Annotated in this window: 18 protein-coding genes and 1 pseudogene; 15 read left to right on the forward strand and 4 right to left on the reverse strand. The window is 63.2% G+C overall.

Going from position 1 to position 21768, the window contains the following annotated elements; translation table 11 throughout:
* Positions 1–173 precede the first annotated feature (173 nt).
* Positions 174–1487, reverse strand: a complete 1314-nt coding sequence (locus tag SH412_RS04065; protein ID WP_336522235.1) for a homoserine dehydrogenase — start codon at positions 1485–1487, stop codon at positions 174–176.
* Between the two features lie 194 nt (positions 1488–1681).
* On the opposite strand from SH412_RS04065, the gene SH412_RS04070 reads away from it, so the two are divergent.
* From SH412_RS04070 to SH412_RS04095, 7 genes and pseudogenes are all read left to right on the forward strand, one after another.
* A complete protein-coding gene (locus SH412_RS04070; protein WP_336522236.1) occupies positions 1682–2512 on the forward strand; it encodes a menaquinone biosynthetic enzyme MqnA/MqnD family protein in 831 nt (276 codons plus the stop codon).
* Positions 2481–3647, forward strand: coding sequence for a cyclic dehypoxanthinyl futalosine synthase (gene mqnC / locus SH412_RS04075; protein WP_336522237.1), 1167 nt, complete (start codon positions 2481–2483; stop codon positions 3645–3647). The genes SH412_RS04070 and mqnC overlap by 32 nt, the downstream gene beginning before the upstream one ends.
* Before the next feature lie 162 nt (positions 3648–3809).
* Positions 3810–4574: an ABC transporter ATP-binding protein gene (locus SH412_RS04080; protein ID WP_336522238.1), complete on the forward strand. Its 765-nt coding sequence runs from the start codon at positions 3810–3812 to the stop codon at positions 4572–4574.
* Positions 4575–4632: 58 nt separating this feature from the next.
* A complete protein-coding gene (locus SH412_RS04085; protein WP_336522239.1) occupies positions 4633–6972 on the forward strand; it encodes an ABC transporter permease subunit/CPBP intramembrane protease in 2340 nt (779 codons plus the stop codon).
* Between the two features lie 120 nt (positions 6973–7092).
* Positions 7093–7359: pseudogene (locus SH412_RS28525) on the forward strand (4Fe-4S dicluster domain-containing protein); the annotation flags it as partial.
* 9 nt (positions 7360–7368) lie between these two features.
* A complete protein-coding gene (locus tag SH412_RS04090; protein WP_419555840.1) occupies positions 7369–8271 on the forward strand; it encodes a protein NO VEIN domain-containing protein in 903 nt (300 codons plus the stop codon).
* A gap of 64 nt (positions 8272–8335) precedes the next feature.
* Positions 8336–8968 carry a DUF4268 domain-containing protein gene (locus SH412_RS04095; protein ID WP_336522241.1) on the forward strand — a complete coding sequence of 211 codons (633 nt, stop codon included), beginning with the start codon at positions 8336–8338 and terminating at the stop codon, positions 8966–8968.
* A 229-nt stretch (positions 8969–9197) separates the two neighbouring features.
* On the opposite strand, the gene SH412_RS04100 is transcribed toward SH412_RS04095, so the two are convergent.
* Together SH412_RS04100 and SH412_RS04105 are read right to left on the reverse strand one after the other, a co-directional pair.
* Complete coding sequence (locus SH412_RS04100) at positions 9198–9785, reverse strand: SAM-dependent methyltransferase (RefSeq protein WP_336522242.1); 588 nt, start codon at positions 9783–9785, stop codon at positions 9198–9200.
* A 661-nt stretch (positions 9786–10446) separates the two neighbouring features.
* Complete coding sequence (locus SH412_RS04105) at positions 10447–11742, reverse strand: hypothetical protein (RefSeq protein ID WP_336522243.1); 1296 nt, start codon at positions 11740–11742, stop codon at positions 10447–10449.
* A 208-nt stretch (positions 11743–11950) separates the two neighbouring features.
* Between SH412_RS04105 and SH412_RS04110 the strand changes: the two genes are divergently transcribed.
* Complete coding sequence (locus SH412_RS04110) at positions 11951–12196, forward strand: DNA gyrase inhibitor YacG (RefSeq protein ID WP_336522244.1); 246 nt, start codon at positions 11951–11953, stop codon at positions 12194–12196.
* Positions 12197–12234: 38 nt separating this feature from the next.
* Here the strand turns inward: SH412_RS04110 and SH412_RS04115 are convergent, their stop codons facing one another.
* Entirely contained in the window at positions 12235–12921 is a 687-nt protein-coding gene (locus SH412_RS04115) for a TIGR04282 family arsenosugar biosynthesis glycosyltransferase (protein ID WP_336522245.1), read from the reverse strand.
* Positions 12922–13291: 370 nt separating this feature from the next.
* On the opposite strand from SH412_RS04115, the gene serC reads away from it, so the two are divergent.
* The 7 genes from serC to SH412_RS04150 all read left to right on the forward strand — a co-directional run bounded on the left by serC (position 13292) and on the right by SH412_RS04150 (position 21670).
* On the forward strand, positions 13292–14374 hold the full coding sequence (gene serC / locus SH412_RS04120) for a 3-phosphoserine/phosphohydroxythreonine transaminase (RefSeq protein ID WP_336522246.1): 1083 nt from the start codon (positions 13292–13294) through the stop codon (positions 14372–14374).
* Between the two features lie 129 nt (positions 14375–14503).
* The gene (locus SH412_RS04125; protein WP_336522247.1) at positions 14504–15262 is read left to right on the forward strand and encodes a phosphorylase family protein; all 759 of its coding nucleotides are present in this window, start codon (positions 14504–14506) and stop codon (positions 15260–15262) included.
* A gap of 341 nt (positions 15263–15603) precedes the next feature.
* A complete protein-coding gene (locus SH412_RS04130) occupies positions 15604–16551 on the forward strand; it encodes a DMT family transporter (protein ID WP_336522248.1) in 948 nt (315 codons plus the stop codon).
* A gap of 451 nt (positions 16552–17002) precedes the next feature.
* Positions 17003–18235, forward strand: a complete 1233-nt coding sequence (locus tag SH412_RS04135; RefSeq protein WP_336522249.1) for a multiheme c-type cytochrome — start codon at positions 17003–17005, stop codon at positions 18233–18235.
* Positions 18236–18454: 219 nt separating this feature from the next.
* Positions 18455–19321: a hypothetical protein gene (locus SH412_RS04140; protein ID WP_336522250.1), complete on the forward strand. Its 867-nt coding sequence runs from the start codon at positions 18455–18457 to the stop codon at positions 19319–19321.
* 558 nt (positions 19322–19879) lie between these two features.
* On the forward strand, positions 19880–20872 hold the full coding sequence (locus tag SH412_RS04145; RefSeq protein ID WP_336522251.1) for a DUF1559 domain-containing protein: 993 nt from the start codon (positions 19880–19882) through the stop codon (positions 20870–20872).
* Positions 20873–21172: 300 nt separating this feature from the next.
* Positions 21173–21670, forward strand: coding sequence for a hypothetical protein (locus SH412_RS04150; RefSeq protein WP_336522252.1), 498 nt, complete (start codon positions 21173–21175; stop codon positions 21668–21670).
* Positions 21671–21768: the final 98 nt, after the last annotated feature.

A 21768-nucleotide genomic window follows, 5' to 3' on the forward strand; every position in this document is an offset into this window, starting at 1 on the left:
CGACACCGCTGGAATTCGAGCGACCACAACACACCGTCGCCATGTTGATACCAGGCATGCCGGACAAAGACACGCCCATCGCAGACTCTGGGACGTGCCACCCAAGCCCACTTCTTCTCCTCACGAACCACCCAGCCACTATCCACTAGCCACTTCTTCCAGCCTCCCCCGCTCTAATCCGCCACCGCCAGCACCGTCCACGGGTACTTCACCGAACCCAGCTTGTGCAGCGCCGCTTCCGCCGCCTGTAACTGACCCGTCTTCGTCCGGTGCGTCATGATCACCAGCGGCACGACCGGCGTCGGGCTGTCCCCTTCCACCTCCGGCGCTTCCCGCTGAATGACGCTCGCCAGGCTGATGTTGTTCCGGCCCAGAATATCCGTGATGTCCGCCATCACGTGGGGACGGTCATCCACCGCCAGCCGCAGATAGAACCGGCTCGCAGTCTCTTCGAGCGGCGCGATCGGGAAGCCGGCGCTCTCGCCCCACAGGTCGAGCCGCGAAAACGTGAGCTGCGCCCGCCCGATCGCCATGTCGATGATGTCCGCCGTCACTGCCGAGGCGGTCGGATCCTGTCCCGCCCCGCGTCCCGAATACCACACGCTCCCCACGACGTCGCCATCGAGCAGAATCGCGTTGAACGGGCCGTGCGTCATCGCCAGCGCCCTGTCCCGGCGGATCAGCGTCGGACGGACGCTCAACTCCAGCCGCCCCTCCACCAGCCGGGCCGACGCCAGCAGCTTGATCGTATAGCCCAGGTCCCCCGCGTATTCGATATCGGCCTGCTCCAGCTTGTCGATCCCCGAACAGTGGAACTCCGACAGCGGCACCTTCGTGCCGAAGGAGAGCTGGGCCAGGATCCCCAGCTTCTGCGCGGCGTCCGTCCCGTTCACGTCCAGCGCCGGGTCGGCTTCCGCATAGCCCAGTTCCTGCGCTCCGCGCAGAGCGTCCGCATACGTCTGACCCCGCAGCAGCATTTCAGAGAGGATGTAATTGCTGGTGCCGTTCAGAATCGCCTGGATGCCGACGATCTGGTTCGCCGCCATCGACTGCCCGACCGCCGCGATGATCGGAATCCCCCCCGCCACTGCGGCCTCAAAGGCGACCGTCCGGCCGAGTTCCCGCGCCAACTGAAAAATCTCGTCGCCATGCTCGCAGAGCAGCGCCTTGTTCGCGGTCACGACGTCCTTGCCGGCCTTCAGCAGCTCCAGGACGACTTCGCGGGCCGGGTGAATCCCCCCCATCAGCTCAACGGCGACCTTGATTTCGGGATCGCGAATCACCGCCTGGACATCGTCCGTCAGCACGCCGGCCGGCAACGCCAGATCCCGCGGCTTGCTCAGATCGCGCACGACGGCCCGCCGGATTACCACCGGTCGGCCGCTCCGCCGCGTAATCCGGTCGGGATGATTCAGCAGAATCTTCGCCACGCCGGTCCCGACGTTGCCGACGCCAATCAAACCCAACTGCAGCGGTTCAGCGGACATACGTGTTCTCAAAGTGCAAGTCGGCCCGGATGCGAAGCGGGGCCGAACGTGTTAAGCGGATCGCCAGTCTGCGGTTGTCCGCTTGCAGCGGACGGCGGGACGTCGCATCCTAGTCGGCCCGCAGACAGCTTGGCAACGGAGGGGAACGCTCTGCGAACGTTCGCAAGGAGTTCCCCGGCACTCGGAGAAAGATCATGACCGTCACGTTCGGCGAGCCCCGGCGCTTGCAGATCGGTGCGGTGACGTATCTAAACTCGAAACCGCTCGTGGAGGGCCTCGCCGAGCTCGCGGCCGGGGCCGATCTCCGGCTGGACTACCCCAGCCGGCTGGCGGACGACCTGACCAGCGGCCGGCTCGACGTCGCTCTGATTCCCTCAATCGAGTATTTCCGGGGCGACGGCCGGTATGAAGTCGTGTCCGACGCCTGCGTGGCGGCTCGCGGGCCGGTGCTGAGCGTCAAACTCTATACCCGCGTTCCCTGGAACGAAATCCGCACGCTGGCGCTCGACGAAGGGTCCCGCACCAGCGCCACGCTGGCCCGCGTCCTCCTGGCCGAACGCTTTGGCGTCCGGCCGGAACTCCTCCCGTTGCCGCTCAATCGACCGGTCCTGGAGAGTCCCGCCGACGCCCTGGTGATCATCGGCGACCGGGCGATTTCCTCGCCGGAAGAGCAATTCCGCGACACGTGGGATCTGGGGGAGGAGTGGAATCGCTGGACCGGTTTGCCGTTTGTCTTTGCAATGTGGGTCACCCGGGCCGACTGCGATCTGGGGCCGGTGGAAGAGGCCCTGTCGCGGGCCCGCGATCTGGGGGTCGAGCGGCTGGAAGCCATCGCCCGCCGGGAGGCTCCGTTGCTGGGACTCAGCCTGCCGACTACGATTCAATACCTGCGGGAAAACCTGCACTTCGTGCTCGGCGAGCCGGAGCGGAAGGGCCTGCAACTCTTTTATCAGTATGCGTCCCGGTTGGGACTTGCGCCGTCAGGAGTCGACCTTGTCTGCCGAAGTTGCCCGAGTCCTCGCTAAAGCCGTCGACGGCGAACGCATCAGCACCGACGAATGCCTCACGCTCCTCCGGTCCCACGATCTGACGGCGATCGGCCACGCCGCGGATCAGGTCACCCGTCGGCTGCATCCCGAGCCGTATCGCACGTACAACATCGACCGGAACATCAATTACTCGAACGTCTGCGCGGCGGTCTGCGACTTCTGCGCGTTCTATCGCCCGCTGAAGCACGAAGAGGCGTACGTCCTCTCGACCGAAGAAATCCTGCACAAGATCGAGGAAACCGTCGGCCTGGGGGGCGACCAGATCCTGATGCAGGGGGGCCTCCACCCGACGCTACCGCTGTCGTGGTACGAAGACCTCCTGCGGGCCATCAAGCAGGCCTATCCTCAGGTCAACATTCACGGTTTCAGCCCGCCGGAGCTGTTCCATTTCGCCAAAGTCAGCAAGCTCCCGCTCCGCGAAGTCCTGGAACGGCTCAAAGCGGCCGGTCTGGGAAGTTTGCCGGGAGGAGGCGGCGAGATTCTGGTGGACCGTGTCCGGAAAGAAATCACCCGAGGCAAGGTCCTCACGGACGACTGGTTGAACGTCCATCGCGTCTGGCACGAACTGGGCGGCAAGTCCAGCGGCACCATGATGTTCGGTCACGTGGAGACGCTCGAAGACCGCGTCGAACACCTCGACCGGATCCGCCAGCTCCAGGACGAAACCGGCGGCTTCACCGCCTTCATCTGCTGGACGTTCCAGGCCCCGGAACACGCCCCCTGGTTCGGCGGCGACCGGGCCGGCGGCGTCGACATGTCGAAAACTCCAGAGGCCGGCGCATTCGAGTATCTGAAGACGCAGGCCATTTCCCGCCTCTACCTCGACAATGTCCCCAATATCCAGTCTTCCTGGGTCACGCAGGGAGACAAAATCGGCGGTCTGGCCCTCATGTTCGGCGCGAACGACATGGGGAGCCTGATGATCGAGGAAAACGTCGTTGCCCAGGCGGGTACCGTTTACCATCTGACCCTGGAAATGATCCGCAGTCTGATTCGGGATGCGGGATATATTCCCCGGCAGCGGAACGTCTTCTACGAATACATCGACGAGACCGATCCGCAGGATCTTGCGCCTCGCGCCAGCAGGACCCTCCTGCCGGTGCTGAATTGACCGATTGGCCCGTTTGACCGGCCCGCGCGACCGGACGGAACGCGGTCCGGATGCTAGACTTGAGAACGCCCGGTATGCACCGACCGCGACCGGGTCGATCCTCTGGTTGCGAGACCGAGATTCGGAGCCAGCACGCTTCATCCTTAACGGCCTGCCCCGCGCATGATCACCGTCGAACGACTGACGAAGCGTTTCGCGGACCTGCGGCAGGGGGGCGTCACCGCTCTCGACAACGTGAGCTTCGAGGTCAAACCGGGCGAAATCTTCGGCCTCCTCGGCCCGAACGGCGCCGGCAAGACCACCTGCATGCGGATCCTGAGCACAGTCCTCAAGCCGACCTCCGGGACGGCGATCGTCGCGGGCTACGATGTGGCCACCCACCCGGCGGAGGTCCGCGGCCAGATCGGTTTCATGTCCGGCAACACCGGCATCTACGACCGGCTGTCCGCCTGGGAGACGGTGGAGTATTTCGGCCGCCTTTACGGTATCCCCGAGGACCGGTTGCAGGAGCGGATTACGCACCTGTTCGAGCGGCTGCAGATGACCGAAATCCGCGACATGCTCGGGTCCAAAATGTCGACCGGCATGAAGCAGAAGGTTTCCATCGCGCGGACCATCGTCCACGACCCGCCGGTCATGATCTTCGACGAGCCGACCAACGGCCTCGACGTGCTGGTCGCCCGCAAAGTGATCGACGAAATCCGCGCGTTGCGCGACCAGGGGAAATGCATCATCTACTCGACGCACATCATGCGGGAAGTCGAGAAGCTCTGTCACCGGATCGCCATCATCTACAAGGGCCGGATCCTCGCGATCGGCTCGCTCGACGAACTGCGCGAGCAGCATCAGCGCAACGACCTGGAAGAGCTGTTCTTCGCGCTGGTCGATCGCCACGATCAGGCCGCTGCCGCCAGTCTGCATCTCTGAAGGGTCGACCCGTAGCGTTTTGCGATTGAGAACACATGCCCTCTGATAGCGCCGCCGCATGAACTGGATCAACGTCCTGATCGTCTTTCAGCGAGAGGTCCTGGATCAGCTCCGCGACCGGCGGACGCTGTTCATGGTGGCTGTGCTGCCGTTGCTGCTGTATCCGATCCTCGGCATCGGCATGGTGCAGATGATGCTGCTCTTCTCCGAGCAGCCCCGGACCGTCGTCGTGCTGGGGACCGCCGAACTGCCGCCCTCGGGGCCTTTGCTGCTCGAAGACGGGCACTTCGTGCGCGATCTGTTCCGGACGGCCGACGACGCCGACAAACTGGCCGTCGTGGACGATCAGCCGCCGATTAAAGACTCCGACTCAGATCGGGCAACGCTCCTCAAGACCGCCCGGACGCTGGCGGACCGGTTGCTCAAGCTTCGCACGCACGAGCTGCCCGAGCTCCGGAAACAGGGGACTCTGCCGCCGGAGATTCGCGAGCAGCACCTGAACGACGCGCTCGGCGCCAGCGGGATGCAGGTGCTGGTCGTCTTTCCGCCCGGCTTCCAGCAGCATCTGGAGCAACGCCGCCGGCAGCTTGAGAATCGCGAGCTGACTTCCGATGAGTTTCCGCGTCCGCTGGTCGTCTACAACAGCGCCGACGAGAAGTCGCAGATTGCCTATACCCGCGTCAGCGACGCGCTGCGAAGCTGGGAAAAGCGCGTGCTCCGCAGCGAGCTGAAGGCGGGAGGGCTCCCGGAAAACCTTCCCAGTCCGGTCGACGCCGACGTCCTGGACCTCGCCGATCAGGTGCAGCTCTCCGCCAATGTCTGGAGCAAGCTCTTCCCGGCCCTCCTGGTCATCATGGCGCTGACGGGAGCGTTTTACCCCGCGATTGACGTCGTCGCCGGCGAAAAAGAACGCGGCACGATGGAGACGCTGCTGATCAGTCCCGCTTCGCGCACCGAGATCGTGCTGGGAAAATTCCTGACGGTGCTCCTCTTCAGCATCTCGACGGCGGTCCTGAATCTGCTCAGCCTCGGCGGGACCGGCAAATATATGGTCTCGCTCGCCGGTACCGGCCGGGGTGTCGCCTCCCGCCTGGGGGACCTGTCCCTGCCCCCGGTGAGCAGCATCGCCTGGGTTCTCGTGATGCTGCTCCCCCTCGCGGCGCTCTTCAGCGCACTTTGCCTGGCGCTGGCGACCTTCGCCCGCAGCAACAAGGAAGGGCAGTACTATCTGACGCCGGTGCTGATGGTGACGATGGGTCTCACCGTGTTCTGCCTGTCGCCGGGGGTCGAGCTGGAGCCGTTCTACAGCGTGATGCCGGTTATGGGGCCGTCGCTGCTGCTGAAGGAACTGCTGCGCAGTTCGGGGAACATCGGCGAGCTGTCGCTGTTTGCGATTCCCGTGCTGATCTCCTCGGTCGGCTACGCCGCCCTGGCCCTCTGGTGGGCGATCGACCAGTTCGGGCGTGAAGATGTGCTGTTCCGCGAGGCCGAGCGGTTCGATCTCCGGCTCTGGATCGTGCATCTGTTTCGCGATAAAGAGCTGACGCCGTCGTTTGCCGAGGGGATGTTCTGCTTTATCGCCATCATGCTGCTGCAGTTCGCCGCGATGAAGTTCATGCAGGCCCCGCTGCAGGGAGTGACCGCCGCCAGCCGTTCGACGGCGATGATGCAACTGCTGATGATCCAGCAGCTCGTCATCATCGCGACGCCGGCCCTGATGATGGGGGTCATGCTGACCAGCAGCATTCGGGCGACGTTCCGGCTGCGCTGGCCGAGATCGATCGAACTGGCGGCCGCGCTGGCGCTGCCGGTGGTGCTGCACCCGGTCGTTCTGACTCTGGCGGGACTGATTCAGGGGTTCTTCCCGCCGTTGCCGCCGGCAGTCGTCGAGGCGCTCGGGAGCATGACGGACGACAGTCAGCCGTTGTGGCTGGTGCTGCTGGCCTTCGCCGGGGCGCCGGCCCTCTGCGAGGAGATCGCGTTCCGGGGCTTCATTCTGAGCGGCTTCTGCCGCGGCGGCCGGATCTATATTGCGATGGTGTTCAGCAGCCTGGCGTTCGGCGTGATGCATCTGATCCCGCAGCAGGTTTTCAACGCCTCTCTGCTGGGGCTGGTGCTGGGGCTGATGTGCATCCGCAGCCGGAGCCTGGTTCCGGGCATCGCGTTTCACTTCGTGTTCAACGGGCTGGAGGTCGTGCGGAACCGCTACGGTGCGCAGCTCCCGGCGGGGGGGGGCTGGGACTACGTCTGGAAGGTCGAGGAGGGGAGTCTGGTCTACCAGCCCCTGCTGGTCCTGACGTGCCTGGCGGCGGGAACGGCGCTGATCGTCTGGTGGTGGAGGCAGCCTTCGCCGGGGAAGATTCCGGTGCGCGGGGAGCGATTAGCGAGCAGGGAGTAGCCGGAGGGGAGGGGGGATGATCGCTGATTGACTCGGCCCCATATTGTGGTGGACCGCCGTTGCGCGATTGCGGTACGATACACCTATCCCAGTGGACATCCTCTGCCGATAAGGACCGCCATGACTCACGTCGTCGCCGAGCCGTGCTTCAACTGCAAGTACACGGATTGCGTAGTCGTCTGCCCGGTCGATTGTTTCTACGAGGGGGAGTCGATGCTGTTCATCCATCCCGACGAATGCATCGACTGCGAGGTATGCGTTCCGGAATGTCCGCCTCAAGCAATCTTCCACCATGAAAGTCTTCCTGAAGAATGGAAGGACTACTCGGCACTGAATGCCGAAATGGTCGAGCAGTGCCCGCGCATTACGGAAACGCAAGAGTCGATCGGTGGGCCGATGTACGAATTCGCTGGAGAAGGCAAGCACTTTATTGCATATCACAACACAGAGAAAATCGGCCACGAATTCAATGGCGAACGCTTTGTTCCTGGGGAGCGCTGGAACTGGTCGACCAAGAAGTCACCGGAACAATTCCTTGGTGGAAAGATCTGGTGCGTGAGCGGACAGAGTTCGCCTCGACGTTACCTGGCATATGGCTGGTATGAAGCTGATGAAATTGAGGCGATGGACGATGGTGATTTCCCGTTTGTTATCTGCGGTGACGTCGGATTCGCGTTTCCTAAACCCGTGTGCCTGAACGATCAGCCGTGGATTGCAGGGTTTCTGAAGAGCCAAAGCAATTTCAGCCTCGGAATGCAGCAGATTCATCCGGATTTCGTCAGGGAATTGGAAGAACTGGGACGCAGTTGCAGAGATTTGCAACTCGTTGTGCCAAGCGATGACGGAGGGAAACAGGCCCCATCAACGCCGACGCAACAGGGGTTCCAAGCGTCGCCGGAGGATCGCAAACTGATCGAGTCGTACGCGGTCGGCTGGGCAAAGGAGCATTTCGAGGAGCAAGGATTCGTGGTCGAAGTGGTTGGCAAGCCTTTCGACCTCCGATGCACTCGAGAGAGCGAATTCAAATTCGTCGAGGTTAAAGGAACTGTGGGACAGCTTGGCGAAGTAATTCTGACAAAGAACGAAGTCGAGTTTGCACGGCAGAATAGGAGCCAAATGGTTTTGTTCGTCGTGCACGGTATTCAACTAGTAGATGACGCGATTGCGAGAGTCGCTGTCGGCGGCGACGTGTTTCTTCAAGACCCTTGGGTCGTTGATGAGCACGGTGAATTGACTGCGAATCAATACAGATATAGGCTGCAGGCAGATGGTATGTTACTGGTTGTGCAATATAAATAGGTGTGTTAATCCGGGAAATAAATCATCCCGGTTCGGCGGGTGGCGCCGATTGGATTTGTGAGACATGTTGGTGTCGCGCGCCGATGCGACATTTGAAGTCGGGCAGGCGATCGCCCACAAGTGTGACCGCGGCCTGCCAGTCAACTTCCAACGGCTGCGCCCCTCAGGAGGCCTGCTGATGGCGAAGCGAGATGAACCTGTTGTTGTCGACGAACGGGACGACCTGTTTCGCCGGTTCTACGAGGGATTGCACAAGAAACTGACTGCCGACCCGTCGCTGGAGCAGCGAACATGGGTTCGCAAACGCAACCGTTACGAGACGAGCAGCCACGGAACCTGGTTGAATTTCATTGTTCTTGAGGGGAATTGCCGAGTCCAAATCTACCTGGAGCGTAAAGGCGATCCCAGTTGCCGAGAGATCTTCGACGAGCTGCTGGCGAGTCGCGTGAAGATCGAGGCAAGCAGTCGTCGGCCGCTGGAGTGGAAGGGAGATGATCTCAGCAAGCAACCGACGATTGTCATGCAGGTGGATCGTGATGAACTGGGCGACGAAGCTCAATGGGAGGAAGTTCAAGCGGCGATGATTGCCGCGATGATCCGGTTCGATGCGGCGATGGCTCCGTATCTGGACCGCTACTGTACTGGTGGAGTCGTCGATCTGTCTCACAATAGGAACGCCCAACGGGAGGCCCGCTGATGCCGCTCACTGAGATCAGCGCAGTGCGGCTCAATCCGGCGGGTGGTACCGACTGGTCGTCTGCGTCCCATCGGTATCGCGTATCGATGAGAGGTTTGGAGCGGGATCGACGATCAATCGCTTTCGCATTTGCCGCCTGCGAGAAAACTTCCGACGGCTGCGCTGCTCAGGTAGGTTGCAGACGACCAACTTGAGCCACCCTTTGACGTCCCCTGTTCGGCGTCTGGGTTCACCCCCGCAACCCGATCACCTGCACGACTGAAGCCACCCCCGTGTGGTACTCTCCCTCACGAACCTCCCGCTCCAGCTCGCGGGCGTGGAGGAAGTCCAGGCCGGCGAGTTCTGCGGTCAGGTCGGCCAGCGAGACCAGCATGTCCGGGTCCTGCGGGCCGCCGGTTCCGCGGCCGATCTGCTGCGGCGTGTAGGCCTCCAGCACAAAGACTCCGCCCGGCTGCAGCCCTCGGACCGCCGCCGCGTAGAGCGGAACCCGGATCCGCCGGGGGAGGTGGCAGAAGATGGAGACGATGCCGGACCAGGCGCCCGGCTGGATGGGGAAGTCCGCCAGGTCGGCGGGCAGGGTTTCGATCGTCAGCCCCCGCTCGGCGGCCAGCCGTTGCGCCTTGGCGAGCCCGACTTCCGACTGGTCGACCGCGGTCACCCGATGACCGAGACTGGCGAGGTACGCCGCGTTGCGGCCTTCGCCCTCGCCGAGGGACAGGACGGGGCCGAGCGGAATCCGCGCGGCGGCCTCGGCGAGAAACTCGTTCGGCTCGGTGCCGTAGACATAGCCGGATTGAGAATATCGTTCGTCCCACATGGTGGTGCTGCCTGTCGCCCGAGGAGCTGCGTTGCGTTGTGCGATGAGAATACGTGGAGTGAATTGATTGTCAACAGGATGGGTGGTCCGCGGCGGACGAGGACGTCCGCCGTACGGACCGCGATCGGCTCCGGCGGGGGGAGTTTTTTACGCTTCCCCCGCCGGAGTCCGTCTGGCGGTTTCGAAGGGCCGGTGGAAGTCCCGGCGGTTCAAACACTTGATCAGGTTCGCCGGTCTTGCGGCCGGGTGAACGGGAAAAGCTCGACGTCGAGGCTGTGCGCACACGGGGTGCGCCCCTCGGACTTTCCTTGCGGAAAGCCCGTCGCTGGGCCCTGATCAGGCCCGGGTGAAGGGGTCGTTCCGGACGCCTGCGGAGGTCCGCAGACACGAGTGCACTTCCTTGACCCCTTCATAAATAGGGGGGTTGTTGCGCGGAAAGGTGTAAAGGCAGGAGTGGCTAGTGGCTGGTGGCTAGTGAAGAGAAGACGGAAAGCGACGCGGAGCGTCTGAAGAGTGCGTTCCCAAGCTGAGCCTGGGAACGAGATAATGGCGAAGTGGACGCGGGGGCGTCGGGGGAGGGCGTTTCCTGGCGGAGTTGGGGAACGAGGGAAACGGTAGCAGTGCTCTTGAACTCCGTCCGCGGGGCTTGCTGGATCGGGTCTCAGTTCTTCAGCCAGCCGCGAACGGTGTTCTGGGTGACGACGGCCTGGACAAAGGATACGTCCGCGCTCCGTCGTCCCCGATCATCAACCGTCTGCTCCGCCAGCCTGGCAACCGATTGCAGATCTCCCGACAACTCTTGCTGGAGCGTTTCGGCCGCCTGGATGCCCGGCTGATTCAGCAGGTCCGACCGCATCCGGAGGGTCCGGGCGAGATCGTAGATCGTTGCCGTTCCGCGCGTCTGGTAATCTGACTGCAGCGAAAAAGCTTCGCGCGACGAATCGAGCGCCGACTGCATTGCGGACCGTGCCGCCGAGGCATCTTCGCGGGCGACCGCCAGTCGGCAGTCCAGCGAAGCGAGAGAAAATCGGGCCAGCGCCACCTGATCCGCGCGTCCGAGGCCCCCCCCGTTGAGTGTGGCTGCTGCAGTCCCCAGCCGCTCGACGCCTTGAACCGCCGAGGCCAGTTGGGGGCGGAACGCCTCCCATCCGGCAATTGTCTCGGCAGTCGGCTTGCCGGACGAGTCCGACGGTCCTGCGGTGGCCAGTTCCGCGGCCTGGGCCAGTTGGAAGAAGTCGGACATTCCGGCCGCCAGGTACTCTTTGCGGAGCTCCCAGTTCCGCTGCGCCAACTGGCTGCGCTGTCTCAGTGCGGTTGCCGCCGCCGTCCGGTCGCCGCGAAGTTCGGCCAGATTCCGACGGGCATCCAGCGACAGCAGTTCGGTCAGCGTCCGGTCGGCATCGTAGTTCCAGGCCCCCGGCTGCCGGATGTCGCGCAGATCCGTCGCAGCCACAGCCGTCTGACGGGCCTGTCGCTCGAGGGCCGCACTGAGGTCTCCGTCGCGACCGGTCAACCGGCTGACGGACTTCGCCAGAGATACCGTTGCACTCTGCATTTCTGCGAAATCTTCCAAGGGCAGCAGCCCGCGCCGATACGAATCGAGCGACTGGTCGGACAGTTGTCGCAGGGCTCGACCGGCGGCTTCCACGGTCCGCTGTTGCTCGGCCGACAGTCGCACGGGGGTGGCCGAAACCCGCTCGCCGCGACCTGTGGCCAGGGTGACGGCGCGCGGCGCACGGACGACCGGTTCCTGCACCGGAGCGGCCGGAGCCGGCACGCGGGAACTTTCGGGAAGCGCCGGCGCCGGCGGTCGCGCCGGGCTGAACGGATCGAACGCTTCCGCGGAGGGAACGCCAGCATCCTGCGCTCGGGCCGATGGAAGCGAGGTCGCCCCGGCAAGCAGCAGGCTGCAGGCCAGAGCCGAGAGACGCTGGCGAACTCGATGATCAGTCTTCATCCCAGACCCTCTGGAGAGAATCGCAACGGGACGCCTTTCGGACCGCCGGCGGTTGGGGAATCGCTCGGGATGCGTACGGACCGAGGGCGCTACACCTCAAATTATCAGGCTCAAGGATTCCATCGACGCGACAGCCACGTGACAAAAAGCAGAAACTGCGGATAATTGCAGCAGATCCGCTCTCGCCGCAGATTTGTAAGGCCCGTTCATGATCCGTTCCCCCACCTGCCCAATTTGCCGCCGGGTCGTTCCTCCCGCCACGGCGCCCGGGCCGCACTTCAGTCCATTCTGCAGCAAGCGCTGCCAGCAGATCGACTTCTTTCGCTGGACCGAAGGGCGATATGCCATTGTAGAGCCCCTTGATCCGGAGACTCTGGAAGAACTGCAACTCGGCGAAGGTCTGCAGACGCGACCCTCGGAATCCGGGTTCGACGACGAGGATTTTGTGGGATAGTCGTTTTGCGAAGACTGGGTAGTGTGGTCCGGGTCGCCTCAATCCGTCATGGTCGTCAGAATTCGTTCGAGGACCTGCGCCGTCTTCGGGGCTGCAACATTTCCTCCTGCCGCCTGGCTCAGCCGCAGATGGCCGGCGAGCATTTGCAGGTCCTGCCGCGTGTCGATGTCGTACCACGGCGGCAGTTCCGCGAGTCGCAGCGCACTCCCGGCTCCCCGCTCGACGGTCTGGCTCAGGACTGTGGGTTGGCTCCAGTTGACCTGAGTAAAGATTGCCGGCGGAGCACCGCGGCAACCGATTAAGTAGTAGCCGCCATCCGTCGCCGGGCCGAGGACGCAATCCGCATCGCGAAGCTTTGTAAACGCTTCCGCCACAATTGCTTCCGGCAGCGTCGGGCTGTCGGAGCCGATCAGCACGGCGCCATCCTCCGGCCCCGGATTGGCCGTTGCAAAAAAAGCGTGCATCCGGCTTCCCAGATCCCCTTCAGGCTGAGGCCACAGCTCCCAGCCCGGGCCGGCGGCCTGTCGAAAATGCCGTTCGGCGTCTGGCGTCGCTGGCGAATATCCTAACCAACGACGATCCGCCGTCAGCCGGAACCGATCCAGCAGGTCGGCCGTCATCGCCTCGGCCAGCTCCGCCGCCGCAACGGGACCAATCGATTCCGCCAGCCGAGTCTTCACCCGGCCCGGTTCAGGAAACTTGGCAAACAGCCCCAGCGTCCGCATGGGCGAAATCTCACTGAATCAACACGCGACAACCTGCTGCAGGGAGGCATGTTACGAAAAAACTGGTCCTGGGTGTTCCCGCTCGGAGAATCGACATCATCCCCGCGAAAAGCGAGACTCAACCGAGGTTCCTCTACTCTTCCCAGCTTCTCCGGGTCCTCTGCGCCTCCGTGGTGAATCCTCTTCCGTCTTCTCCCCGGCGTTGACGGGGGCGGCTGGGGATCGATAATCCTCGGGAGAACCTGCCATCCGGGGACATTGTCCACGGCAGGTGACCGATTGACAGACGGAATCCGCGTTCTCGCTGTGCGTCATCCGATTTCGGATGGCAGACATTGGATTGCGAGGCGGATTCTCGGGAACGGGTGACATGACCAAGCGGATCTGGAATTTCTCGGCGGGCCCGGCGGTATTGCCGGAAAGCGTACTCGAAGAAGCGAAGGAAAACCTCCTGTCGCTGGGCTCCACCGGCATCGGCATCCTCGAACACTCCCATCGCGGCAAGGCCTTCATTGCCGTCTACGAAGAAACCGTGGCGCTCTGCCGGGAAGTCGGCGGAATTCCCTCCGACTACCAGGTGCTCTTCCTCCAGGGGGGGGCCTCCACGCAATTCTTTTCGATCCCGATGAACTTCCTGACCGCCGATCAGACGGCGGACTACCTGGTTACCGGGAGCTGGTCCGAGAAGGCGATCGAAGAAGCCAAACGCTTCGGCAAAACGCACATCGCCTGCTCCAGCAAGGACAAGAACTACTCGTATATTCCCAAGGCGATCAGCTATAGCGAGAAGCCGGCGTACGTCCACTTCACGTCGAATAACACGATCTTCGGGACGCAGTGGGCCGCCGAGCCGGAGATTCCGGCCGGCACGGACCTGATCTGCGACGCCAGCAGCGACATCTTCTCGCGGCCGATCGACGTCACAAAGTACGGCATGATCTACGCCGGCGCCCAGAAGAACCTCGGCCCTTCGGGCGTCACGCTGGTGCTGATGCGCAACGACCTCGTCGAGCGCGGTGCGAAAGACCTGCCGCCGATGCTGCAGTACCGCACGCACGCCAAAAACGACTCGATGTACAACACCCCGCCGACCTTCGCGATCTACCTCATGGGCCTGGTGCTGAAGTGGATCAAGGCCAACGGCGGCCTGGCCGGCGTCGGCGAACGCAACGCCGCCAAGGCCGGCAAGCTCTACGCCTACCTCGATCAGAGCAAGCTCTTCAAATCGACGGCCGCCACCGACAGTCGGTCACAGATGAACGTCACGTTCGTCACCGGCAACGAAGAACTCGACGCCAAGTTCTGCTCGGCGGCGACGAAAGCCGGCTTCGACGGCCTGAAGGGCCACCGCAGCGTCGGCGGCATGCGGGCCAGCATTTACAACGCGTTCCCGCCGGCCGGGATCGACGCGCTGATCGACTTCCTCAAGAAGTTCGAAGCCGAGAACGCCTGAGAGGATTTCGGGAATCGATGAGAACGGGTGGCCGGGGCAGGAGCGTCTTCGCGATGCCCCGGTTTTTCATTCTCTCCGGGGCTTCCTTTTGGTCACGCCCCGGCCCCCTGAGCGATTGAAGGATTGCCGATGACCGCTCCCGACGAGGACCTGGCTCACGCCGACATCGGCCTCGTCTGCGCCTTGCCGCTCGAAGTCGACGAATTCCTCAAACGCTGCGACCGGGTGCGGAGCTACACCGGCGGCGACTTCACGTTCAAAGGGGGCCGCTACGACAAGGCCCGCATCGCGGTCGTGGAGTCGGGAGCGGGTCAGGTCCGGGCCGCCCGCGCGACCCGAGCCCTGATCGAAGCCCACTCGCCGAAGTGGGTCCTCTCGATCGGCTTCGCCGGCGGACTGCTCCCCGAAATGCGCGTCGGCCACATCGCCGTCGCCGACGGCGTCGTAGAAGCCGATCATCCGCCGCTGAAAATCGACCTGAACATGCACAACGATCCCATGCACGGACTGTTTGTGGGCACGTTCGTCACCGTGAACCAGATCGTGCGGACGGTTGTCGAGAAGAGCGACCTGGCGGCGCATTCCCACGCCATCGCCGTCGACATGGAAAGCCACGCCGTCGGTCGCGTCTGTCAGGAGCTCGGAACGAAATTCATGGTCGTCCGCGTCCTGACGGATGACCTGACAGAAGACCTCCCCCCGGAGGTCCTGTCGATCCTCGGCAAGACCGGCTCCGTCCGCATGGGGGCCGTGCTGGGCTCGTTATGGAAGCGTCCCGGCAGCCTGCAGGACATGTGGAAGCTCCGCGAACGAGCCATGACCGCCAGCACCAAACTTGCCTCCTTCCTCGACGGCGTCGTCACCCAGCTCTACGCCGCCGAGCATTGATTCGAAGAGTTTGAACCACGAATCACACGAATCGGCACGAATGAATGTCAAGAGATTGAACCGCGGAAGGCACGAAGAACACGGAGTAGAGGCAAGACTGAGATAAAGTTGCTGGATCAGTGATGTTCTGTCCCAATCTTCCGTTTTGCACTTTGCATTTTTCATTTCTCATTTTGCACAGGATTTCAGGCCTTTCTCCTTCCTCATTGACTCGTTCCCAGGCTCCGCCTGGGAACGCCTCTCCAGGACGCTCGGCGTCTCTTCGCCTGCCATGATCCGCCCGCTAGTCTCTTCTTCTTCCTTCGTGCCAATTCGTGTGATTCGTGGTTAACTCTCCTCCCGTGACCCTGCCGCCGGCCGCCCCGCCGGAAATCTGCGCCCCGTCGCACACCACGCCGCACCCGCTGACGCTGTCGGCGCTGCTGCTGACGCTCCTCACCGTCGCCCTCTGGGGCGGCAATCCCGTCGCCACGCGCTACGCCACCGACGCCCTCCCCCCGATCACGGTCTCCGGGCTGCGGTTTGTCCTGGCTACGCTGGTGATGGTCGTCTGGTGTCGCTGGGAACGGGTCTCGTTCAAACTGGAGGCCGGCCAGTTCTGGCCGGTCTTCATCGCCGGCTTCCTGCTATTCGCCCAGATCGGCACCTTCACGCTCGGCGCCGCCTGGACCAGCTCTTCGCACGCTTCGCTCTACGTCAACACCTTTCCGTTCTGGGTCGTCGGTCTCGACCACTTCGTCACCCGCGGCGACCGCCTGACCGCACGCAAACTGGTGGGGCTCGCCGTGGCGGGGGGCGGCGTTTTCTGGCTGCTGCTGATGACCGCCGAAGGCCACGCCGGTCCGCAGCAGCGCGACCTCCCCTCGGTGGCCGGCGACGTCATGCTGCTCTTCAGCGCGTTTCTGCTCGGCGTGAAATTCGTCTACACCAAGGTCGCCCTGCGGGTGATCGGCGCCACCGAGCTGATCTTCTGGCACGACGTCGTCGCGGTCGCGCTGTTCGCCGTGACGGCCGCGCTCTTCGAACGCCCGGACTTCACCCACGTCCCGGCCTCCGCCTGGTGGGGACTGATCTACCAGGGGATCTTCGTCGGCGGACTCTGCTTCGCCATCCAGGCTCACATCCTGAAGCGGCACTCCGCCTCCCAGATCGCCGTCTTCAGCTTCGCCACGCCGCTCTTCGGCATGTTGCTCGGCATGCTGCTGCGCGGCGACCGGATGACGCTCTGGCTGGCGGTGGCGGGAATCGCCGTGGCGGCGGGGATCTATCTGGTGAATCGGAAGAGCTGAGACGCCTCAGAAGTCCATCGGATCGACTTTCTCCCCACCCGCCGGCGTCGCCAGCGATTTCAGAACCGCCGGATCGATCCTCTTGTTCAACGAACGGACCGAACCGTTGGCCATCGCGAAATTCACAGAACCCCGAAACGGACTCCCAAATCCGTCCGGCGAAGTATCGAGCCCCAGCGTCGGATCACGCCAGTTGGTCGCAACTCCCCACGCATGAAAGCTCGCGTTGATCTCTCCGGTGAAGAACGGCCGCGCGAAACCACATCTCAGTCCCGCGGCGAATGTGTCGGTGGTGGCGCAACATGATGGGAGCCCATCCGAGATGACACTTCTTGAGGCCACCAGAATCACAACGCTTTCAGCAAAGTCCCGTCAATAGAGGTTGCTCAAATCGCGCAAACGCAGTATCAGCTATCCACCAGCTTCTGATCGCCCCTCCGAGATCGATCCCATGCGGTTTCAAAGCCTCTTCTCGCTGATCGTCATCGCCACCGCGATGCTCGTCGCCGCGTTCCTGCTCCATCGCCAGCGACCCGCCGGCGAGCTCGGCCAGCCCTCCGCCAGCTTCGTCCGGGCCTCCGGCAAGTGCGCCGAGTGCCATCGCCGCGAAACTTCCGCCGTCGTCCACGAGTTCGAGATGAGCGCCCACGCGGCGAAAAACGTGAACTGCCTCGATTGCCACCGGCCCGTCGACGGCCAGACGCCCCTTGAACACCGCGGCTTCGTGATTGCGAAGCATCTCACCGCCGCGAACTGCAAGGGCTGCCACGCCACTGAATACCGCCAGTTCGAACGGAGCCGACACGCCGCCCCCGCCTGGGCCGCCGTCTCCGGCCCGGACGACTTCACCGTCGAGCAGGTCGCCTTCTCCGAGTCGTTCCACCCCGGCGCCGTCAAACGACCCGCCAACGCCCTCGTGCAGATCGAAGGCCCCGCCGCCGTTCACAACGGCTGCCAGCAGTGCCACTCGATCGGCAAGCCGAACGCCGACGGCTCCATCGGCAACTGTACTGCCTGCCACGCCCGGCACGCCTCGTCGGTCGAACTGGCCCGCACCCCCGAAACTTGCGGCCAGTGCCATATGGGGCCGGATCATTCCCAGCTCGAAATCTATCACGAGTCCAAACACGGCGTCCTCTTCAACGCCCAGCGCCCGCGGTTCCATCTCGACGCGGACCCGAAACACCTGACGACGAAGGACATGCCGGTCCCGACCTGCGCCACCTGTCACATGAGCGGGTTGGAAGGGATGAACGTCACCCACGACACCACCGAGCGGCTGTCGATGTTCCTGTTCGCCGCCGTCAGCGAGAAACGGCCCGGATACCAGCACGGCAAGGCGCAGATGCAGGAAACCTGCCTCAAGTGCCACACGACGCCGAACATCGAGAAGTTCTACGCCGAGGCCGAGGAAGTCGTCGCCTCCACCAACGAGCTGGTGAAACAGGCGGACGACCTGATGCAAGAACTGCGGACGGAAAAGCTGCTCACGCCCGCCCCCTTCGACGAACCGATCGAGTACGTGCACTTCGACATGTGGCACTACGGCGGCCGGACCGCCAAGCACGGCGCCTACATGGGGGGCGCCGACTTCGTCCAATGGCACGGGTTCTACGAGCTCGTCAGCAAACTGACCGAAATGAAACGCCTCGCGGAAGAGATTCGCGCGAAGGCCGCCAAGTAGTCTTTGCTCCCTGGAAATCCGGGAAGTGAAAGATCTCTCGCAGAGACGCAGAGTGAGCGGAGGCCGCAGAGAAGAGCGAGAAGATTTCACGCGACGACGCAAAGAGGAACGCAACGACGCAAAGCATCGAATTGCTGAAGAGACCGGAGAATAGAGCGAACACCCGACGTCGATCACACGTCTTCCACCACTGACCACTGACCACTGACCACTGACCCAATGCCACACTCTCTCCTGCAATGGTTCCGCTCATTCGCCTCCCCCTTGGCGGCTGTGGAGCTGTTTGCCTGGAGCAATCTGGCGTTCCTGGCCGTCGACGTCTTCATCGCGCACTCGATGAATGCCTTCGCAGACTCCGCCGAGTGGATTCCCGTCGGGTTCTCGTTGATTGCCCCGCTGGCCCTGCTGGTGGCGATGGTGCTACAGCGCGGCGTCAGTCCTTCGACGTCCGCTACAGGGCGAGCACGCGTTGCGCGCTGGATCGGCCTCGCGACCGGCGGCGGTGCAGTTCTTGTCGGCGTCGCCGGGCTGCTGTGGCATCTCGAAAGCCGGTTTTTCGACGAGGTCACGATCGAAAGCCTGGTCTACACGGCCCCGTTCATCGCTCCGCTGTCCTATACCGGCGTCGGCCTGCTGCTCCTGCTGAATCGGATGCTCGACGCCCGAACGCAGGACTGGGCTCGCTGGGTGCTGCTGCTCGCCCTGGGGGGCTTCCTCGGCAACTTCATCCTCAGCCTCGCCGACCACGCCCAGAACGGTTTCTTCGAGTGGCGCGAGTGGATTCCGGTCGTCGCCGCGGCGATTGCGGTCGCCAATCTGGCCACGGTCATCTTCGTCGACCAGTCCCGCGGATGGCTCCGACTGAGCGCCGAGATCATGCTGGCCCAGATCGCTGTTGGCGTGCTGGGCTGCTGGTACCACGCTCGCGCGCTGGCCGCCAGCCCGATGGACGCGCTCTGGGAAAAGCTGATCTACGGCGCGCCGCTGTTCGCGCCGCTCCTCTTCGCCGACCTCGCCCTGCTGGCGCTGGTCGGCCTCTGGTCGCTCCGCCCGCAACGACAGCCGATGATCGCGGCCGGCGACTGACGCCGGTGAACGGACGCCGCGTCAATGGCTTCTTCGTCCCCAACGCACCACGCGCAACGTGTTCAACCGCCAATGAGTGACGGGGGTTGAGGCTCACCTGAAAGAGTGCTCGCGTTTCGCGTACAAGAGAGCGTTTCCCTGTCGCGCGGGTCCGCGGGCGTGACCGAAGCCGGTCGATGTGGAACCGGATTTGCGAAGTGAGAACTTCGGGGACGACCTGCGACTTCTGCAAAGAGTCGGCAGACACAATTTGAAGCCGTTGAAGGCCGCAGGTCATTACGAAATCGCGGCGCAGGGGAGTCGTGGCGCCGGTCGGTCGTCGGTCACGCCGGCATGTTCGGGCAGGGGTCATCGGCCGCCTGCGAAAAGTGCGCTGTTTTGCGAGCCGGATCAGCGGAGTCTGCTCGGGAATGATTCTCACGTGTGAGCAGTCGGGTCTGGTGAAACTGCTGACGCAGTGCGCAGAAATGATGAGAAGTTCGCCAGCGTGGCGCAAAGTCGCTGGCGGTTGAAGTGAGTCGCTGGAATTTTTTCGACATTTTTCGGAGCGAGTAACGAATGACGACGAGAACATCGGTTCGACGTGTACGGAGCGGTTTTACGCTCATTGAGCTGCTGGTCGTGATCGCGATCATTGCCATCCTCATTGCCCTGCTGCTGCCGGCCGTGCAGCAGGCTCGCGAAGCCGCGCGACGGACGCAGTGCAAGAACAACTTCAAGCAGCTCGGTCTGGCGCTGCACAACTATCACGACACGCACGGCGTATTTCCGTACGCAGTCGCCAATGTCGGCGAAGGCGTGCCGTCTGGCGGAACGATCACGAATCACAAGGGATTCGTGTACCTGCTGCCCTTCTTCGATCAGGCCCCGCTCTACAACCAGTTCAATTTCAGTTGGGCCACCGGGACGCGCAGCGGCGGCGGCGGAACCATCGCCGGCGGCACCGACCCGGCGCTCAATACCAATCTGAATCTCAGCAAAACCATTCTGCCCATGCTGCTCTGCCCGTCCGACAACGGCAGCCGAATTGAGCCGATTGCGGACGGCACGTATGGCTGCGGCGTCGCCAATTCGGCCCGTTCGTCGTATCAGTTCAGCGTCCAGGTGGTCGGCTGGGCGTCGTTTCCCGGCAGCAACTGGGATAACGAAGGAATCACCGCCAAGCGACTGTTCGGTTGCAACTCGCGATCCCAGATCCGCGACGTCACCGACGGCATGAGCAATACCGTCGCCATTTCGGAAACGACGCTCGAAGTCGACGACGGACGGACTGGCTGCTGGGCCTGTTCGGCCCACGTCGGATACGGCGTCGACTTCGCTGCCGCCCGCGGCATCAATAACTGGATCTGCTGCGCATGGCGCAGTCCGCCGAATCAGCAGTCGCAGGTCGGCCGCAACGGAGAGCACAGCGAGCCCGGCAGCCGCCACGACGGCGGTTGCCACGTGGTCCTCGGCGACGGCGCCGTCCGTTTCATCAGCCAGAACATCGATTCGACAACGCGACAGCGCCTGGCGACGATCTCCGACGGACAGACGGTCGGCGAGTTCTAAATCACCGGCATCGATTCTGAAACAGTCCGCCTTTTCGTCTTGTCCCCTCTCCCGCCGTCTTTAGCGGGAGAGGGCCAGGGCGAGGGGCTTCGAAGTGGTCGGAGTGCCATCCACGGAGTAAGGACGGCGCGCCTCACAATCGTGGCCGGTGATTGAGCCGACCGCCGGCATCGGCACCGTCACTCGACATGACGACAGCGGCGTCCCGTCGAGCGGCGGCCGGTTGCCTGCCGGTTTGGAATTCCAGCGGCGCAGGGCCCGTCAAGTTCTGGCCGCAATTCTCGAGGAAAAGGTGGCTCTATGGTGAGTTATGGAGCGAGTCGGCGTGCACTCTTTGCACGTCTGCTTGGAACTGTGGGGACGCTGGCGGTTGCCACTGCAGTCGGCGGCTGCGGTCGATCGGGAGAGCCCATTCCGAAGCTGGTGCCCGTCAAAGGCAAGGTGCTGCTCAATGGCGAGCCGCTGGCCGGAGCCTCGGTGAGTTTCGTGCCGCGCGATCAGACGACGGGAACGGGCGGCTTCGGTGCAACGCTCGCCGATGGCACGTTCGAGTTGATGCATCGGTCGAACGCCAGCGGCGTCGAGCCGGGAGCGTACACCGTACTGTTCTCGAAATTCGCAATGCCAGATGGTTCGCCGATCCCCGAGGGAAAGAATGCCACGGATGTCGGCGCGACCGAAACGCTGCCGCTCGAACTGACAAATCCGCCGTCTGACCGGGCAAGGAACGTCGTCACTGTTCGCGACAACGAATCGAATTCCTTCGACTTTGACCTGAAAGCGAAAAAAACTCGCTGAACGACGCTGTCAGACTTCTGGAAAACTTCAACGCCTCCTCGCAGTCTTTCTCGACTGCGGGGGGGCGTCTGTGAATTATCGATGCAATCTCCGTCCAA

This window comes from Planctellipticum variicoloris (assembly GCF_030622045.1).
In the GTDB taxonomy this organism is placed as follows: Bacteria; Planctomycetota; Planctomycetia; order Planctomycetales; family Planctomycetaceae; genus Planctellipticum; species Planctellipticum variicoloris.